We start from the raw sequence: 15,292 nt of genomic DNA, 5'->3' as shown, positions 1-15,292 counted from the left end.
GCCGTGCTGGCCGGGGGTGCTCGTGGCATCCCCGGCCGCCCGGGCGCCGACCGGCCCGTCCGCTTCACCGACCCCGCCCGCAACGCCGCCTACTGGGCCCGCATCGACGCCATCGTCGACCGGGCCCCACCCCTGAGCGACGAGCAGCGTGCCGTCATCCGCACCGCGTTCCACCAGCCCGCACTCAAGGAGACGGCGTGAGCGAGTTCAACGAGATCGCTTCGGCGATCACCAACAACCCCGACTGGTACGCCGCGATCCAGCAATCCCGCACCCTCCTCCACCGCGAGAACCCCAGCGGCGTGGACTGCACCACCATCGGACACCACGCCTGGCGCCAGCTCACCCCGATTCAGCAGGCCAAGGCTCTCCCCGACCTGTTCACCGCGTACATCGTGCAGCTGCACGAGGAAGAGCGCACGGCCAAGCTCCAGGCCACCGCGTCGGTGAAGACGTACCTCGAAGGCGACGACGAGTACATCCTCCAGGACGCCCTGCAAGGAGTCCGCCCGATCAGCGAGGACACCGTCATCGACGGGGTGTGCGCCTCGGCCCTCGCGAACGTCCTCGACGAGTTGGACCTGCTCCGCCACCGCCTCGCCATGCGCGACCGGAAGGAGGGCGGCCAGTGACCCGGACCCCGCAGGACACGTTCCTGTCCGACCAGACCCTCGCCACCGCACGCGACGCCGCCGCCAACCCGGGGCTCGTGCCCGTCGCGGTCACCGCCGCCAACGGCGAGACCTGCACCTGGTGCGACTGCCCCGACGGCCCCGACTCCCCCCACAACCAGCCCGACTACCGCTGCGCCGGATGCCCGGACACCGCGAAGTACATCGTCAGCACCTTCGCCGGACCCGACGTCCGCTTCGACTACCCGGCCTGCGACCGCCACCACACCAGCATCGTCGCCGCCGTCGCCCAGCTGGCAGGAGGTGCCCGATGACCGGGAACTGCCCCGGCAAGTGGCCGATCAAGCCCACCGATCTCAGCCCGTCCACGAACGACGAGCTGTACGTGCAGCTCACCGCAGAGAGGGCGCTGCACGAGATGGTCCTCGCCTCCATCAGACACGACCTGGAGCAGCAGCCCAGCGCCTTCACCGTCCTCACCGCCGCCCGCAACTGGTGCACCCGCATCACCGCGCTCGCCGACGAGGTCGCCAAGGAGAAACGCCGCACGGCATGAGCTGCGGGCGGGCGCCGACTTCCCCCCAAGGCGCCCGCCCACGCCACACGAACCACCTGATCCAGCTCGTAGAAGAGAGCACGTTCGTGACCGACGGCCTCAGAATCCCCGCCGCGCTCCCGGCCGCCGCCGAGACCTACGCGGCAGCGGGCATCAAGGTCTTCCGCGTCCGCCGGAGCAAAGCGCCATACGCCAACTGCCCCCGCTGCGACCGGCAGAGCAGCCTGTACATCAAGCACCGCCCCGAAGAATGCCAGTGCGGCGTCCCCACCTGCCACGGCTTCCACGCCGCCACTACCGACGTCGACCTCGTCCGCAAGTGGTGGCGCGAGGAACCGGACGCGAACATCGGAGCGCCCTGCAAGCTCAACGGGTGGGCCGTCGTCGACATCGACCCCCGCAACGGCGGACGCGAGTCCCTCCAGAAGCTGGAGAAGCGCGTCGGCGTCCTGCCCGCCACCACCATGCAGATCACCGGCGGCGACGGACTGCACATCCTGTACCGCTCACCCGACTTCGACCTGCCCGGCCTGGGTGGACCCGGCATCGACTTCAAGCACAACGGCTACATCCTGCTCGCCCCGTCCATGCACTCCTCCGGAGGCCGCTACCGCTGGGCGGGCGACGGGGCGTATCTGGCGCCAGCCGTCGACTGGCCCGGCGCCCTGCTGCCACGCAAGCAGCGCCGTCAGCTCCCGCCGCCACGGGCCACGCCCCGGCACCGGTTTCCCAGCCAGGAGCGGCAGCAGCAGCGTCCGGGCGGTGGCCGCATGTGGACCGTCGCGGACCTCGTCCAGCACGTCATGGATGCACACGAAGGCAACCGCAACAACGCCTTCTTCTTCGCCGCGTGCCGCGCACACGAGCTCGCCGAGCAGAACCTCATCAGCCTCAACGAGGCCGAGGGCGGCCTGTTGGCCGCAGCGTCCGCAGTGGGCCTGACCGACTCCGAGGCGCGCGCCTCGTTCGACAGCGCCTCGACCCGCCCAAGTGACCGGGGGTGGGTGGCTTGACGACCGACTTCGACCAGACCATGGACGCCTACTTCGGCCCCGACGGCGACGAGCCACCCATGGACTGGGGAGACGCGGACGCGCCTCCGTCGTCTGCCACGGCAGACGCTCGTGAGCCCGTGCCGCGAACGTGGGGCGCCCAGGACCTGAGGTCGGTCCTTGACGGCTCGTACAAGCCTCCCCAGCCCACCGTCGGACGCCGCGACGACGGGGTCGGCCTCTTCTACCCGGGCCGGATGAACAGCGTCGCCAGCGAGTCCGAGGCGGGCAAGACCTGGTTCGCCCTGATCGCCTGCCTCCAGGAAATCAACGACGGCAACCACGTCCTCTACCTCGACTTCGAAGACGACGCGGGCGGCGTCGTCGGCCGGCTGCTCTGCCTCGGCGCCAACCCGGCCGACGTCCTGGAGCGCTTCCACTACGTCCGCCCAGAGAACAGCCCAAGCGACATCGACCTCATCGACCTGGGGACCGTCCTCGACCACGAACCCACTCTCGCGATCGTCGACGGCGTCACCGAGGGCATGAGCCTCTTCGGCCTGGAGCTGAAGGACAACACCGACATCGCCAAGTTCGGGCGGATGCTGCTGCGCCCCTTGCAGAACTCGGGGGCCGCCGTCGTCACCCTCGACCACGTCGTCAAGTCCTCGGAGAACCGCGGCCGGTACAGCATCGGCGGCGTCCACAAGCTCAACGGCCTCAACGGCGTGATGTACATGCTGGAGAACCGGCGCCCCTTCGGCATCGGCGTGACCGGCAAATCAACCATCCGCGTCGCCAAGGACCGACCCGGCCAGATCCGCAAGAACGGCCTGTCTCACTCCAGCGGCATGCACTGGTACGCCGACCTCGTCGTCAAGTCCGAGACCCAGGAGTACGCCGAGGCCCACCTCTACGCGCCTGTTCAGCGCGACGAGGAGGACCGCGAGGCCAGCGAGGAACAGCAGCGCATCAACGCCCTCAAGCGCAGGGTGTTGGACGCCCTGACTGGCGCCCGCGACCCGCTCACGGGCAAGGGGATCGAGGACCGCGTACAGGGACGCGCAGGCGACATCCGGAAGGCGGTCGCGGCCCTTGTCGACGAGGGCCGGGTCAACACCGCCTCAGGACCGCGCGGAGCCATCCTCCACAGCCTCCCCGCCTCGGGTACAGAAGCGGGCAATACGGCCTCGGGCGGGGGCCCGCCGACCTCGTCCCACCCTCCGGACGAGGTCGATTGAGTCAATCTGTCCGCTTTCGACCCTTCCCCTCGCTCGCCGCCCACGTAAACGACCTCGTCCCACCTCGTCCCACCTCGTCCGGGACGAGGTCGTGAGTCCTCGTCCCTCGTCCCACTTCTTTAGGTGGGACGAGGACGAGGTCACACAGACCCAACCGTCGCAGCGCCCCGGGACGAGGACGAGGTCACCTTCAGCCCCACGAACCGCGTTCCATGCCCGTTTCAACCCACCAAGCCGCATCACAGCAAGGGAGCCCGCCATGGCAGGCGAGACCGTAATCACCGTCGTCGGCAACCTGGTCGACGACCCCGAACTCCGCTTCACCCCGTCCGGCGCGGCCGTCGCGAAGTTCCGCATCGCCTCCACCCCCCGCGTCTTCAACCGCGAGGCCAACGAGTGGCGCGACGGCGACGCCCTGTTCCTCACCTGCTCCGTGTGGCGGCAGGCCGCCGAGAACGTCGCCGAGTCCCTCGCCAAGGGCGTACGCGTCATCGTCCAAGGGCGCCTCAAGCAGCGCTCCTACGAGGACGGCCAGGGCGTGAAGCGCACCGTGTACGAACTCGACGTCGACGAGGTCGGCCCGGCCCTCGCCCGCGCCACCGCCAAGGTCACGAAGAACCAGGCGGGCGGCGGCAACCGTGGGGGTTCCCCCGCGGATGACCCGTGGGGCGGGGCCAGGCCTGCCAACGGCCAGCAGCAGGGCGGCGGCTGGGGCGGGCAGACCTCGGCGGGGCAGAGCCCCACGCAGCCCGCTGGCTACTCCGACGAACCCCCCTTCTAGCCATGGAGGCCCTGGTGCTGTCGTGCGGCGTGTGCGAGCGGGAGATCGAAGCCGGCTACCTGTGCGAGGGGGATCGCGTCGCGCTCGCCGCCCGGCTCGGCGAACTGCCCGTCCTGTACGCCGAGGTCGGCCAGTGCCTGGTCCCGCGCGGGCACGGGTGGGGCGACATCGTCGCGACCCGGAGCGGCGCCGGACCCCGGTCCCCGCTGAACGAGGACGTCATCGACACGGTGAACTCGCTCCGGGCGGCCGAGCTCACGCACCTGTGGCGTGCCGACGTCCAGCGGGTGCGGTGGCCGCAGCACTCCGAACCGCCGGCGGCCGGGCTCGCCGCGGACTGCCGGTGGCTCGGCATGGAGCTGGAGTGGATCGCCGCGCACTACCCGGCGGCCGGCGACCTGGCGCGGGAGATCCGGGAGCTGGAGAGCCAGGCCCGGTCGATCGTCGGGGACCCGGCGCCGCGCCGTCAGCGCATCGGCTACTGCATCGAGCCGACCGGTGACCAGGGCGCGGTGTGCGGGGCGGTCCTGTCCCGGCTGCCGGGTGAGACGGTGCGCTGCCGGTGGTGCCGGACGGAGTACCGGACCGAGCAGGATCTCCTGCTGCTACGGCACTACCAACCGAAGGAATCGGCGTGACCCGCTTGCATCCCACCCCGGGGTTGGATACACTCCTCTCGATGGACGCCAAACCCTGGCGGGAACGGGTCCGCGAGGAAGAACAGCTGTTGGAGCAGCTGCGCATCCTCGCCTCCGAATCCGCCACACGACGCGCTGAAGCCCTTCGCGACGGCGTGAAGGAACTCGGCTCCGTCGCCGAAGTCGCCCGCGACCTCGGCCGGAGCTGGAACGCCGTCGACAAGGCGCTCAAGAAGCAGGACCGCAAGACCTCAACCACAACCGAATAGCCAGCGAGGGCCGGACGACAGCTCTCCACGGTGTTGGAGCACCGAGGAGGCGCGCGCGTCGCCCGACCCTCTACCGAACTACCTGACCTAACCAGGAGTCGGCATGACCGATCTTTCCGCGCGCCCCGGTGCGCCCGCAAGTTCCCCGTCCCGTCGCCTTGTCGCGGCCGGCTACGTCCGCCGCGCGCCCCAGCTGCTGGCGTCCGACCGCGACAGCGAGATCCTGACCGCCGTCCGCGTCGCGCAGCGCATGCTCGACACCTACGGCGACAGCAGCGGCAACGACATCTACGCCTACGCCGAGGCCCACGGCGCCCTCACCGAGGCCCTCCGTATCCTCCTGCGCGCCGTCGACGCCGACCACCTCGTCCGCCGCGCCGCGACCCGTGAGGCCGCCCGGCAGCCCGGGTTCCCCACCGCGCCGCCCGCCGACCCGGCCGCCGCCGACGAGGCCGTCCGCCGCTCCGTCGCCCGCGCCTTCCCCGCGATCGCCGCGTTCCTCGACGACGAGGCCGGTGAGACCCGGTGACCACCTACGACCCGCTGCACGGCGTCATCCCGCAGCACACCGTCATCCCCGGCCCCCTCAACGCCGAGCTGCGCCTCGCCCGCGAACTCCTCGAATCGGTCGCCGCCTGGAACATCCACGACCACAACACGATGGTCCGTGCCGCCGCCGGCCTCGACCACCGCCTGCGCGCCCTCGTCGCCGCCGTCGAGGCCGAGCGGGGTGAGAGCCGGTGAGCATCGAGCCCCGTACGGCGACCGTGAACGTCCTCGTCACCAAGACCCTGCCCGTCGCCGAGCCCGAGTGGTGTGCCGGTCACGACGACCGCGCCCAGTTCCTCACCGACATCACCCACAACGGGCCCGAGATCACGGCCCGGATCACCGTCGCCGGGGCCACGGCCACGTTCCTCACCGCGTGGATCTCCCAGAGCCCCTACCTGCCCGCCCCGGAGGTGCTGCCGGTCCTCGCGATCGAGATCGACGGCGACATCCTCAACTGCGGCCCCGACGACGTCCGCACCTTCACCCGCCTGGTCCGCGCGCACTGCGACGTCCTCGACGGCCTCGCGGTCGAACTGGAGCGGGTCCGCGGGGAGGGTGCCGGGTGAGCGACATGGTTCGCCGCCCGACCGAGCAGGCCGCCGCGATGGCGGCCTGCCGGTCGGCCCGGCCTCTCCCGTCCGTCCCGGCGCTGATGGCCGCGCTGCTCGTCGCGCACGAGCGCCGCGACCTGGAGGGCGTCAGCCTCGCGTCTCACCGCGTCGTACGCGCCGCCGATCCCGGGGTGGCCGGTGGCGACTGCCCGTGAGACGCGTGAGACGCCCCGGCGGGACAGCGTCTCGGAGCGTCGCATCAAGGCGATCCGCCTGTCCGGACAGGGGCGGAGCCTGCGGGACATCGCCGCCGAGCTGGGCGTCAGCAAAGACACCGTGAGCCGCGATCTGGCGGCGATGAGACGCGGTGAGACGCCCGGTCCTGACGCGGACCGCGAATCCGGATCGCATCCGGACCTGTCCGGACAGGGTGAGACGCCGCGTCTCACCCTGTCTCTGACCGAACGCATGACGAGTGATCTGGCCGTCCTCGCCGACGCCGGGCACGACCCTCAGGACGCGGTCGAGTACGCGCTCGCGCTGCTGTCGAACACCTACCGGTGGGCGTGGATGCGAGGACTCACTCCCCGCCTTACCCGCCCCACGATCACCCGCGTCTGCATCGAGCAAGAGGGGGAGCGTCATGCCTGAGAACCAGCGCGGCAGCGCCACCAGGACGGCGGCGCCCGTCTGTCCGTCCTGGTGCACGTTCGCCGAACACCACAACGACACCGAGCACCAGGGCGCGGGGATCGCGTTCACCGGCCCCGGCGACGAGACCGGCCACTTCGACGACGGCGAGCCGTACGAGGTGCTGTGGGCCGCGATCGACTCCACGGACGGGCAGCCGCCGCGAATCTACTTCGACACGCAGGGCCTCGCCGCCGGCACCCGCCTGGACGTCGCCGCCGCGGACACGGTCCTCGCGGGCCTGCGCCTGTACGTCGCCCGCTTCGAGCAGCTCCGCAACCAGCTGGCCAAGCTCACCAAGGGGGAACAGCGATGACCACCGAGACCGGCAGCAGGATCACCGAGGGCCGCATCGGCGGCTCCGTCGACATGCTCACCTACATGCTCCTGGAGGGCATCTCCGGGGAGCAGCCGTTCACCGAGGCGTACGACGACGAACTCGACTGCGGCACCATGCGCGTCCGTATCCGCATCGAGGTCGAGCCCACCGGCCTCACCCCCGAGCAGGCGGGCGCCGCCGTCGTCGCGGACGACCCGGCCGAGCCCCCGCACGTGCGCGCCGCCGCCCGCCGGGTGATGGCCGGCGGCCCCGGCCTGGAGGACGCCCGCGCGCTCCTCTCCAGCACCGGCCCCTGGCCCTTCCCGTAGCCCTCCCGGACAGCGGCCCCGGCGAGCGTGTGACGGCGCTCCCCGGGGCCGCTCCCGTACGCCGGGGCGGCCCCCTCCCCCGGGGTGCAGCTACCGGCCCGTCTACCGGCCGTAGCTACCACGTCTACGCAGGTCACGGGCAGGGCTGCTACACCCGCCTACCGCTGTAGCTACCCCGCCTACCGCCCGTCTCCCGCAACCCCTCCCCTCCTCCTCCCAAACCCCTCTCGCGGTGTTGTCGGTGCAGGTCAGCGCAGCAACAACAACGACGACAACAGTCCGCGAGAGGGGCCCAGAAGGGGTTAGCTGCATACGGCAACGACCCCCGAAGCGGCCACACTGGCCCCATGACCGACCTCGCCCCACCCGGCTACCTCACCGCACGCGACACACAGCGCGCCCTCGGCATCACTGCCGGCGCCCTCCGCAACCTCGTCTACCGCGGCCAGCTCACCCGCGCCGGCGGGACCGAGCGCCACCCTTGGTACGAGGCCGCAGATGTCGCTGCCATCGCCGCCAAACGCGCCGAACGCGCCGCGGCTTGACCGCAGGTCAGGCACTGTGTGACGATCGCGGTGTACAACTGTGCCCCGAACCGGGCACCACAGACACCACGGAGCCCCGACCGCCACCCGGCCGGGGCTCCGCTGCTTCGAAGGTCAGACGACCTTCTCCGCGATCTCCACGGCCAACTGGACCAGGGCGATCACAACCGCCCAGAACGCCCATTCCGGCCCGGCCCCTTCGGGCCCCTCGGGCTCATTCGGCAAGCCCTCAGCCTCCTCGTGTCGACGCATCGGACACTTACGTACAGGCGGCGAGCCCCGCCATCCGCGATGCGGAAGTGGCGGACATCACGCCTGACGGCCACGGAGTCCTCCTGGGGGTGAACGTGGCCACCGGCCGCAGCGAACTCACCTCGTACGAGTTCCGGCAGATGCGCGCCCGCATCCTCGCCGCCTCCGACATCTGCATCGTCTGCGGCCACCCCCACGCCGACGCCGTCGACCACATCCACCCCGTCGCCAAAGGCGGCGCACGCCTCGACCCCGACAACCTCGCCCCCATCCACGGCGTCGACGGCTGCCCCACCTGCCTCCGCAAGTGCAACAGCGAGAAGAGCGACCGACCCCTCGCCGACGTCGTCCAACTCGTCACATCGGTCGACTGGTTCGCCGGACCGTAAGGAGCAGGCATGGACAAGCCCATCGAGACGCCCTTCGGCCCGATGGACGCGGTGGCCAACTGGCTCCGGGCCAACGGCATCGACCCATGCGACGTGCCGATCCACGGCCCGATCACGATCGACCAAGGGCGCATCCGGTACGCGGCCCACCTGCGCAACGAGGCAGGCCGCAAGTACGTCGACGAGACCACCGGCGACGTCGCGCAGGAGGAGCGCACCGCGCCGCTCAAGGTGGAGCCGCCCGCAAACGTGCAGGTCACAGGATCGGATTGATCCGGTCGAGTGGGGATCTCCCTCGGATTTTTAGAAATCGGACATATCGCAACCCCGCGCCCAGCTTTCATTTTTCTCCCCCCGGGCCGATGACGCCGGATGATCATGGAAGGGGGCCGGTATGGGGCCCGTCGAGCAGGCCGTGCGCGCCGACGTCGAGCAGCTCGGGGACCTCGTCGGAGTCGAGCCCTCGCTGACCGAGCTGGCGTACGCGCTGGCCGGCCGGATCGACGCCGCGCGTACCGCCGAATGCGAGCAGTGCGGCGAGCCGATCGCCCAGGACGACCGGCTCCTTCCTCAACTGGCCCGCGAGCTGCGGCAGACGCTCGCCCAGATCCTGGAGGGACGGGCGCCGGACGATGACGACGACCTCGGAGACCTGGGCTCCCCCGACTGAGTTCGCCGAGGATCTGTACGAGCGGTACGGCCTGGAGTGCCCGCCGCGCTGGGGGACGCCTCGGCATCCGGACCGGCCGTCGCTGGGGCCGAAGCTGTGGAAGGTCATGACGAAGCTCGGCGCTCCGCCGATGCCGTGGCAGAAGTACGTGTCGGACGTCGCCCTGGAGATCGACCCGGCGACGGGACTGTTCACGCACCGCGAGGTCGGACTGTCCGTGTCCCGGCAGCAGGGCAAGACCGAGCTGACCCTGGCCGCGCAGGTCCACCGGGCGATGGCGTGGCAGCGGCAGAACATCGTGTACGCGGCGCAGACGAGGGGGATGGCGCGGCAGCGGTGGGAGGACGAGTTCTGGGAGAAGATCTCCGGCTCGGACCTTGCGAAGTACGCGCGCATCCGGAAGTCGAACGGCAACGAGGCGATCCTCTTCCCGGGGAAGCGCTCGCGGATGGGGATCACCGCGAACACGGAGAAGGCCGGTCACGGTCCCGCGTTGGATCTGGGATTCATCGACGAGGCGTTCGCCCACGAGGACGACCGCCTGGAGCAGGCGTTCAGCCCGGCCATGCTGACCCGGCCCATGGCTCAGCTGTGGTGGGCGTCGGCCGGCGGGACGACCAAGAGCGTGTGGCTGAACAAGAAGCGGGAGATGGGCCGCGTGCTGATCGAGGCACTGTTCGCCGCGCTCGCCGAGGACGCGGCGGCGGTGCGGCCGAGGGCCTGCTACTTCGAGTGGTTCGCGCCGGAGGACATGCCCCGTGACGACCCGGCGACGTGGGCGGCGACCCTGCCCGCGCTGGGCCACACGGTCACGGTCGACACCATCCGGGCGGAGTTGGAGAAGCTGGACCCCGCCGAGTTCGACCGTGCCTATCTGAACCGGACCAGGAAGCCGACGCCGCCGTCGGACCCGAACGTGCCGAAGGCGAAGTGGCCGGGCCTGGCCGATGCGGAGAGTCGGCCGGTGGCGGAGTCGGTGGCGTTGGCGATCGACGTGTCGCAGGACCGGAAGCGGGCGGCGATCTCGGCCGCGTCGCTGCGGCCGGACGGGCGCGTACACCTGGAGGTGATCGCGCACCGGCCCGGTACCGACTGGGTGGTTCCGGCCGTGGCGAAACTCCACAGGCTGTGGACGCCCGTTGCGGTCGCGGTCGCCGCAGGGTCGCCAGCGGCGTCGCTGATCGACGACCTGACCGCCGCCGGGATCGACGTGCCGAAGGACAAGGACGCCCCGCTGCGGGGGGACTTGGCGGTGATGCGGTCCGGGGACATCACCGAGGCGTGCGGTCAGTTCGCCGACGCCTTGAACCAGAAGGCCGTGGCGCACCTGGACCAGGTGCCGCTGACGGCCGCCGTGAACGGCGCGCGGACCCGGCGCAACGGGGACGCGTGGACGCTGGACCGCACGAACTCCCTCGTCGACATCAGCCCGTTGTGCGCTGCCGTGTTCGCCCGCTGGGCGCTGGTGATCCGGGGCCCGCACGTCCTGGAGGACTACGACATCGCGGACTCGTTCGCGTGAGAGGGGGCGGGGTGTGGGTGTCGGGTCGAGGCTGAAGCGGATGTTCACCCGGGACGCTCAGATCACCTCTACCGAGGATCTGCTGACGCGGGCGCGGGAACGGCGGTCGGGCCGGGTGCACGTCACCCAGGACACGGCCCTCAGGAACGCGGCGGTGTGGGCCTGTCTGCGGCTGCGCGCGGATCTGGTGTCGGCGTTCCCGATCGACGTCTACCGGTACGTGCAGGGCATCCAGATCGAGGTGGCCAAGCCTCCCGTGCTGGTGTCACCGGGCGGGCTGGAGGTCGGCATCAAGGAGTGGATGTATTCCACCCAGTTCGACCTGGACCGGGCAGGGAACTGCTTCGGGATCATCACGGAGCGGACCGGGGTGATCGGCCCGGACGGGCGCGGCCTGCCCGGACGGATCGAACTCGTCGAACTGTCCACGGTGTCGGTGCGCGGGCGCGGACCGGTGATCACGAAGTTCGTGATCGGGGGCAAGGAGTACGAGCCGTGGGAGGTCTGGCACGAGAAGCAGTACACCGTCGCAGGCGCTCCCCTCGGCCTGTCCCCGGTGGCGTACGCGGCGTGGACGATCGAGGAGACCCTGTCCGCGCAGCAGTTCGCGCGGGACTGGTTCGCCGCCGGGGCCGTGCCACTGGCCGAGCTGAAGAACAACCAGAAGACCGTGGACAAGGCGGGCGCCCAGGTCGCGCGGGAGCAGTTCCGTGCGGCGGTCGACGAGTCCGGGCTGTTCGTCCACGGCAACGACTGGGAGTACAAGCCGATCCAGGCCGTGGCCTCGCAGTCGGCGTTCCTGGAGGCCCGCCAGTACGGGGCCGGGGACATCGCCCGGTTCTTCGGCGTTCCGGGTGACCTGATCGACGTGGCCGTGTCGGGCAGCAGCGTCACCTACGCGTCGATGACACAGAGGAATCTCCAGTTCCTGATCATGAATCTGGGGCCTGCGGTCGGCCGCCGGGAGGACGCGTTCAGCCGGAAGCTCGTGTCGGGCCCGCGGTTCGTGAAGCTGAACACGGACGCGCTGCTGCGCATGGACCCTGAGGCGCGTGCCCGCACGATCGGCGCCCGCATCACCAACCGGACGCTCGCCCCGTCCGAGGCCCGCGCGCTGGACAACCTGCCGCCATTCACCGAGGACCAGCTCGCCGAGTTCGACCGGCTCTTCGGCTCACGGTCCGTGCCCGCACAGCCCACCACCGCCGTACCGGGAGCACCGTCATGACCATCCCTCTGCTCGCCGCCGCCGCGGCCGAACGAGCCCAGCACATCCGCCAGCGCGCCGACCGTCCCTCGCAGCGGCGGTGTGCCGAGCACCCGGGCGCCCGCGCCGCCGTGCGGGCCGCGCTGTCCGGCGTCCAGGTCCGCGAGGCGGGCGACGGCGGGGGCCTGCTGGAGTTCGTCGGCCGGGCCTCGGTGTACGAGCAGGCGTACGAGATGTGGGACATGTTCGGCCCGTACACCGAGATCGTCACCGAGGGCGCCGGCTCCGCGTCCCTCGCGCGCGCCGACCTCGATGTCCCCCTCGTCCTGGGGCACGACCAGCTGAGGCGGATGGCCCGCACCACAACCGGCACCCTGTTCCTCACCGAGTCCGCCGACGGCCTGGACGTGCGGGCGCCCGCCCTGGACCCGGCCGACCACGACGTGGCGTACATCGCGCCGAAGCTGCGGGCCGGGCTGGTGGACGAGATGTCGTTCGCGTTCCGGATCGAGTCGGGCCAGTGGAGCCCGGACTACACCGAGTACCGGATCAACCGGTACGACATCCACCGCGGCGACGTCGCGATCGTTGGCTACGGCGCGAACCCCTACACGGGCGCGGCCGTGCGCCAGCCCACCGCGACGCCGACGAACAGCCGGGCCCGCGCGCTCCTCGAACTGAGCATCGCCGGAGCCTGACCCCTTGATCTTCCCGCCGACCGGCGGGAGTTACTGCCCTGCGCTCGCGCGCACGAGTCCGCCCGGCGCCATCGCCTCGGGCGGCCGTCCGACCTGGACACGGGGCGCCTGATGACGACACCGAAAGGACGGACGAGATGACTCTCGCCGAACTGATCGCCCAGGCGCGCACCGCGCTGGACACGGCGATCAGCACCCGCCGCCAAGAGCAGGACGCCCTCGTGGCGCTGCGCTCCGACGACAACCTGACCGAGGACCAGGTCCGCGACCAGGTCGCCCGCCGCGACACCGCCGACACCGAGGTCACCGCCCGCCAGCAGGCGCTCGCCGAGCTGGAGGCGGAGCAGGCCCGCGAGGACGAGATCGCAGCCCTCCAGGCCCGCACGGTCCCGGCGTCCAACCGCGCCCCGGCCTACGACCAGGTGCACCGCGTCGGCCAGGAGGAGCGCACCTACCGGGCCGACACCGACCGGCGCGGGGCCGCCTTCGAGCGGGACGTCGCCGCCGCATTCCTCGGCGACTACGACGCCCGGGACCGCCTCGCGCAGCACATGCGGGAGGAGCGCGTCGAGCGCGGCGACCAGATCCGGACGCCGGGCCAGACCGAGCAGCGGGCGGTCGGCACGGGCGCGTTCGCGGGCCTCGTCGTGCCGCAGTACCTCACCGACATGTACGCCCCCGCAGCGGCGGCGATGCGCCCGTTCGCGGACGTGTGCCGACCGCACGCCCTGCCCGCGCAGGGCATGACGGTCAACCTGTCCCGCATCACCACCTCGACCTCCGTCGACAACCAGGCGTCGGAGAACGCGGCGGTGACCGAGCAGGACATCGACGACACGCTCCTGACGATCCCCGTGCAGACGGCGGCCGGCCAGCAGACCATGTCCCGCCAGTCCATCGAGCGGGGCGCCGGCACCGAGGCGATCGTCCTGGACGACCTGTTCCGCCGCTACCACACCAACCTCGACGGCAAGCTCCTCAACCAGGCCAGCACCGGCCTGACGAACGTGGCCACCACCGTCGCCTACACCGACGGCACCCCGACCGCGGTCGAGCTGTACCCGAAGGTCATCGAGGGCCTGGCCGGGGTCGAGGGCGCGATGCTCGACATGGCGTCCGGCGAGAACATCGCGGTCATGCACTCGCGCCGCTGGTACTGGATGCAGAACGCGCTGAGCACCAGCTACCCGCTGATCACCCAGCCGGGCATCGTGGCGCAGACCCTCGGCGCGAACTACGCCACCACGTACGGGCGTGGGGTGCGGGGTGTCCTGCCCAACGGGACGCCGGTCATCGTCGACAACAACATCGCCACCAACCTCGGGGCGGGCACCAACGAGGACGAGATCTACCTCGGCGACCGCAACGAGTTCCACCTGTGGGAGGACCCGGACGCCCCGATGTACATCCGGGCGGAGCAGACCAAGGCCGCGAGCCTGGGCGTCCTGCTTGTGGTCTACGGCTACTACGCCTACACCCACGCCCGGTACGCGCACGCCCGGAAGATCGCCGGTACGGGCCTGGTGGTCCCGGCGTTCACCGGCGTCTGACCTGCTCCGGGCGGGACCGCCACGGCTCCGGCGGTCCCGCCCGGACTGTCCTTCGATATCTCCTGGAGGGGAACCATGAACGAATCGCTGACCGAGGACCCGATGGTCGCGGCCCTGCTGCGCGAGCGCGCGGGCTACGTCGGCCGCAAGGGTAAGGAGGACCGCGGCGACGCGGTCGACGAGCAGTTGGCGCTGCGTGGTTACTCGCCCGACGGCGAGGCCGTCGCGCCGGCCGAGGGCGGCGACGAGGGCGCGGAGGCGCGCAGCACGCCGCCGAAGGGCCGCCAGACGCGCGGCACCGACAAGGCGTGACGTGGCCAACGAGTACGTCACCCTGGAGGAACTGAAGGGCCAGTTCCCCATCGAGTCCGACGACGCGACCCGGGACGCCGCGTTGAACCGGGCGCGGGCCTCCGCCTCGCGGGGAATCGACCGCGTCACCGGGCGCAGGTTCTGGCTCGACCCCGACCCGGTGCAGCGGGTGTTCAACCCGCGCGGCCGGGTCGTCCGCCAGGACGACGGGGACCTGTTCCTCGTCGACGACATCGGCAGTATCGCGGGCCTCGTCGTCGAGACGGGGGCCGGGGCATCGTGGTCGCCGGTGACCGGCTACGAGACGAGCCCGGACAATGCGTTCGCCGACGGCCGCCCGATCACGGGCATACTGCGAACGCTCGGGACCTGGGGCACGGCGACGACCCGCCTGCGGGTGACTGCCCGGTTCGGCTGGCCGTCCGTTCCGGACGACATCCACGAAGCGGCTCTGATCCAGGCCACCCGGCTGTTCAAGCGGAAGGACTCCCCGGAGGGCATCATCGGCTCCGCCGAGTGGGGAGTGCGCAACCTCTCCCGCCGCGACCCGGACGTGTGGAACTTGATCGAGCCGTACATCATCCCCGGGTTCTGAAG

Annotated in this window: 26 protein-coding genes; all 26 read left to right on the top strand. The window is 71.1% G+C overall.

Annotation, left to right across the window (positions count from 1 at the left end; genetic code table 11):
• A partial coding sequence (locus AOK24_RS07650; protein WP_159051813.1) for a hypothetical protein occupies positions 1–201 on the top strand: 201 nt, incomplete at its 5' end.
• The gene (locus AOK24_RS07645; protein ID WP_055719280.1) at positions 198–632 is read left to right on the top strand and encodes a hypothetical protein; all 435 of its coding nucleotides are present in this window, start codon (positions 198–200) and stop codon (positions 630–632) included. The genes AOK24_RS07650 and AOK24_RS07645, both read left to right, overlap by 4 nt.
• A complete protein-coding gene (locus AOK24_RS07640; RefSeq protein WP_055719279.1) occupies positions 629–946 on the top strand; it encodes a hypothetical protein in 318 nt (105 codons plus the stop codon). Before AOK24_RS07645 ends, AOK24_RS07640 begins: the two co-directional genes overlap by 4 nt.
• Positions 943–1,188: a hypothetical protein gene (locus AOK24_RS07635; RefSeq protein ID WP_055719278.1), complete on the top strand. Its 246-nt coding sequence runs from the start codon at positions 943–945 to the stop codon at positions 1,186–1,188. The genes AOK24_RS07640 and AOK24_RS07635 overlap by 4 nt, the downstream gene beginning before the upstream one ends.
• 86 nt (positions 1,189–1,274) lie before the next feature.
• The gene (locus AOK24_RS07630; RefSeq protein WP_055719288.1) at positions 1,275–2,201 is read left to right on the top strand and encodes a bifunctional DNA primase/polymerase; all 927 of its coding nucleotides are present in this window, start codon (positions 1,275–1,277) and stop codon (positions 2,199–2,201) included.
• Positions 2,198–3,421, top strand: a complete 1,224-nt coding sequence (locus AOK24_RS07625) for an AAA family ATPase (RefSeq protein ID WP_240553720.1) — start codon at positions 2,198–2,200, stop codon at positions 3,419–3,421. The genes AOK24_RS07630 and AOK24_RS07625 overlap by 4 nt, the downstream gene beginning before the upstream one ends.
• Before the next feature lie 259 nt (positions 3,422–3,680).
• A complete protein-coding gene (locus AOK24_RS07620; RefSeq protein ID WP_055719277.1) occupies positions 3,681–4,202 on the top strand; it encodes a single-stranded DNA-binding protein in 522 nt (173 codons plus the stop codon).
• Between the two features lie 2 nt (positions 4,203–4,204).
• Positions 4,205–4,840 carry a hypothetical protein gene (locus AOK24_RS07615; RefSeq protein ID WP_055719276.1) on the top strand — a complete coding sequence of 212 codons (636 nt, stop codon included), beginning with the start codon at positions 4,205–4,207 and terminating at the stop codon, positions 4,838–4,840.
• Positions 4,841–4,881: 41 nt separating this feature from the next.
• Positions 4,882–5,109 carry a hypothetical protein gene (locus AOK24_RS07610; protein ID WP_055719286.1) on the top strand — a complete coding sequence of 76 codons (228 nt, stop codon included), beginning with the start codon at positions 4,882–4,884 and terminating at the stop codon, positions 5,107–5,109.
• 103 nt (positions 5,110–5,212) lie between these two features.
• Positions 5,213–5,638: a hypothetical protein gene (locus AOK24_RS07605; protein WP_055719275.1), complete on the top strand. Its 426-nt coding sequence runs from the start codon at positions 5,213–5,215 to the stop codon at positions 5,636–5,638.
• Positions 5,635–5,853, top strand: a complete 219-nt coding sequence (locus AOK24_RS07600) for a hypothetical protein (RefSeq protein ID WP_055719274.1) — start codon at positions 5,635–5,637, stop codon at positions 5,851–5,853. The genes AOK24_RS07605 and AOK24_RS07600 overlap by 4 nt, the downstream gene beginning before the upstream one ends.
• On the top strand, positions 5,850–6,227 hold the full coding sequence (locus AOK24_RS07595; RefSeq protein WP_055719273.1) for a DUF6907 domain-containing protein: 378 nt from the start codon (positions 5,850–5,852) through the stop codon (positions 6,225–6,227). Before AOK24_RS07600 ends, AOK24_RS07595 begins: the two co-directional genes overlap by 4 nt.
• Positions 6,228–6,232: 5 nt before the next feature.
• On the top strand, positions 6,233–6,427 hold the full coding sequence (locus AOK24_RS07590; protein ID WP_055719285.1) for a hypothetical protein: 195 nt from the start codon (positions 6,233–6,235) through the stop codon (positions 6,425–6,427).
• Complete coding sequence (locus AOK24_RS07585; RefSeq protein WP_055719272.1) at positions 6,411–6,863, top strand: helix-turn-helix domain-containing protein; 453 nt, start codon at positions 6,411–6,413, stop codon at positions 6,861–6,863. Before AOK24_RS07590 ends, AOK24_RS07585 begins: the two co-directional genes overlap by 17 nt.
• Positions 6,856–7,218 (top strand): DUF6907 domain-containing protein, encoded by a 363-nt coding sequence (locus AOK24_RS07580; RefSeq protein ID WP_055719271.1) that lies wholly within the window; start codon positions 6,856–6,858, stop codon positions 7,216–7,218. Before AOK24_RS07585 ends, AOK24_RS07580 begins: the two co-directional genes overlap by 8 nt.
• Positions 7,215–7,550 carry a hypothetical protein gene (locus AOK24_RS48360; RefSeq protein WP_055719270.1) on the top strand — a complete coding sequence of 112 codons (336 nt, stop codon included), beginning with the start codon at positions 7,215–7,217 and terminating at the stop codon, positions 7,548–7,550. The genes AOK24_RS07580 and AOK24_RS48360 overlap by 4 nt, the downstream gene beginning before the upstream one ends.
• Before the next feature lie 347 nt (positions 7,551–7,897).
• Positions 7,898–8,095, top strand: a complete 198-nt coding sequence (locus AOK24_RS07570; RefSeq protein ID WP_055719269.1) for a hypothetical protein — start codon at positions 7,898–7,900, stop codon at positions 8,093–8,095.
• 299 nt (positions 8,096–8,394) lie between these two features.
• Positions 8,395–8,736, top strand: coding sequence for an HNH endonuclease (locus tag AOK24_RS07565; RefSeq protein WP_240553718.1), 342 nt, complete (start codon positions 8,395–8,397; stop codon positions 8,734–8,736).
• Positions 8,737–8,745: 9 nt separating this feature from the next.
• A complete protein-coding gene (locus AOK24_RS07560; protein WP_055719268.1) occupies positions 8,746–9,009 on the top strand; it encodes a hypothetical protein in 264 nt (87 codons plus the stop codon).
• 121 nt (positions 9,010–9,130) lie between these two features.
• Entirely contained in the window at positions 9,131–9,406 is a 276-nt protein-coding gene (locus AOK24_RS07555; protein ID WP_055719267.1) for a hypothetical protein, read from the top strand.
• A complete protein-coding gene (locus AOK24_RS07550; RefSeq protein WP_240553717.1) occupies positions 9,369–10,928 on the top strand; it encodes a terminase large subunit domain-containing protein in 1,560 nt (519 codons plus the stop codon). The genes AOK24_RS07555 and AOK24_RS07550 overlap by 38 nt, the downstream gene beginning before the upstream one ends.
• 40 nt (positions 10,929–10,968) lie before the next feature.
• The gene (locus tag AOK24_RS07545; protein ID WP_240553716.1) at positions 10,969–12,156 is read left to right on the top strand and encodes a phage portal protein; all 1,188 of its coding nucleotides are present in this window, start codon (positions 10,969–10,971) and stop codon (positions 12,154–12,156) included.
• Complete coding sequence (locus AOK24_RS07540) at positions 12,153–12,833, top strand: HK97 family phage prohead protease (protein ID WP_055719265.1); 681 nt, start codon at positions 12,153–12,155, stop codon at positions 12,831–12,833. Before AOK24_RS07545 ends, AOK24_RS07540 begins: the two co-directional genes overlap by 4 nt.
• A 137-nt stretch (positions 12,834–12,970) precedes the next feature.
• Complete coding sequence (locus tag AOK24_RS07535; RefSeq protein ID WP_055719264.1) at positions 12,971–14,383, top strand: hypothetical protein; 1,413 nt, start codon at positions 12,971–12,973, stop codon at positions 14,381–14,383.
• Between the two features lie 75 nt (positions 14,384–14,458).
• Entirely contained in the window at positions 14,459–14,695 is a 237-nt protein-coding gene (locus tag AOK24_RS07530) for a hypothetical protein (protein ID WP_055719263.1), read from the top strand.
• A 1-nt stretch (position 14,696) separates the two neighbouring features.
• The gene (locus tag AOK24_RS07525) at positions 14,697–15,290 is read left to right on the top strand and encodes a hypothetical protein (protein WP_055719262.1); all 594 of its coding nucleotides are present in this window, start codon (positions 14,697–14,699) and stop codon (positions 15,288–15,290) included.
• The last annotated feature ends 2 nt before the right edge of the window (positions 15,291–15,292 follow it).

This window comes from Streptomyces niveiscabiei (assembly GCF_001419795.1).
Classification (GTDB): Bacteria; Actinomycetota; Actinomycetes; order Streptomycetales; family Streptomycetaceae; genus Streptomyces; species Streptomyces niveiscabiei.
The sequence above is the reverse complement of the archived record's forward strand: the minus strand, read 5'-3'. Positions and strand labels throughout refer to the sequence as shown.

Coding starts and splice junctions, on each gene's coding strand:
- AOK24_RS48360 (WP_055719270.1), top strand. CDS start 7,215: ATGACCACCGAGACCGGCAGCAGGATCACCGAGGGCCGCATCGGCGGC.
- AOK24_RS07555 (WP_055719267.1), top strand. CDS start 9,131: ATGGGGCCCGTCGAGCAGGCCGTGCGCGCCGACGTCGAGCAGCTCGGG.
- AOK24_RS07535 (WP_055719264.1), top strand. CDS start 12,971: ATGACTCTCGCCGAACTGATCGCCCAGGCGCGCACCGCGCTGGACACG.
- AOK24_RS07620 (WP_055719277.1), top strand. CDS start 3,681: ATGGCAGGCGAGACCGTAATCACCGTCGTCGGCAACCTGGTCGACGAC.
- AOK24_RS07635 (WP_055719278.1), top strand. CDS start 943: ATGACCGGGAACTGCCCCGGCAAGTGGCCGATCAAGCCCACCGATCTC.
- AOK24_RS07610 (WP_055719286.1), top strand. CDS start 4,882: ATGGACGCCAAACCCTGGCGGGAACGGGTCCGCGAGGAAGAACAGCTG.
- AOK24_RS07550 (WP_240553717.1), top strand. CDS start 9,369: ATGACGACGACCTCGGAGACCTGGGCTCCCCCGACTGAGTTCGCCGAG.
- AOK24_RS07540 (WP_055719265.1), top strand. CDS start 12,153: ATGACCATCCCTCTGCTCGCCGCCGCCGCGGCCGAACGAGCCCAGCAC.
- AOK24_RS07545 (WP_240553716.1), top strand. CDS start 10,969: ATGTTCACCCGGGACGCTCAGATCACCTCTACCGAGGATCTGCTGACG.
- AOK24_RS07580 (WP_055719271.1), top strand. CDS start 6,856: ATGCCTGAGAACCAGCGCGGCAGCGCCACCAGGACGGCGGCGCCCGTC.
- AOK24_RS07605 (WP_055719275.1), top strand. CDS start 5,213: ATGACCGATCTTTCCGCGCGCCCCGGTGCGCCCGCAAGTTCCCCGTCC.
- AOK24_RS07570 (WP_055719269.1), top strand. CDS start 7,898: ATGACCGACCTCGCCCCACCCGGCTACCTCACCGCACGCGACACACAG.
- AOK24_RS07560 (WP_055719268.1), top strand. CDS start 8,746: ATGGACAAGCCCATCGAGACGCCCTTCGGCCCGATGGACGCGGTGGCC.
- AOK24_RS07590 (WP_055719285.1), top strand. CDS start 6,233: ATGGTTCGCCGCCCGACCGAGCAGGCCGCCGCGATGGCGGCCTGCCGG.
- AOK24_RS07615 (WP_055719276.1), top strand. CDS start 4,205: ATGGAGGCCCTGGTGCTGTCGTGCGGCGTGTGCGAGCGGGAGATCGAA.
- AOK24_RS07530 (WP_055719263.1), top strand. CDS start 14,459: ATGAACGAATCGCTGACCGAGGACCCGATGGTCGCGGCCCTGCTGCGC.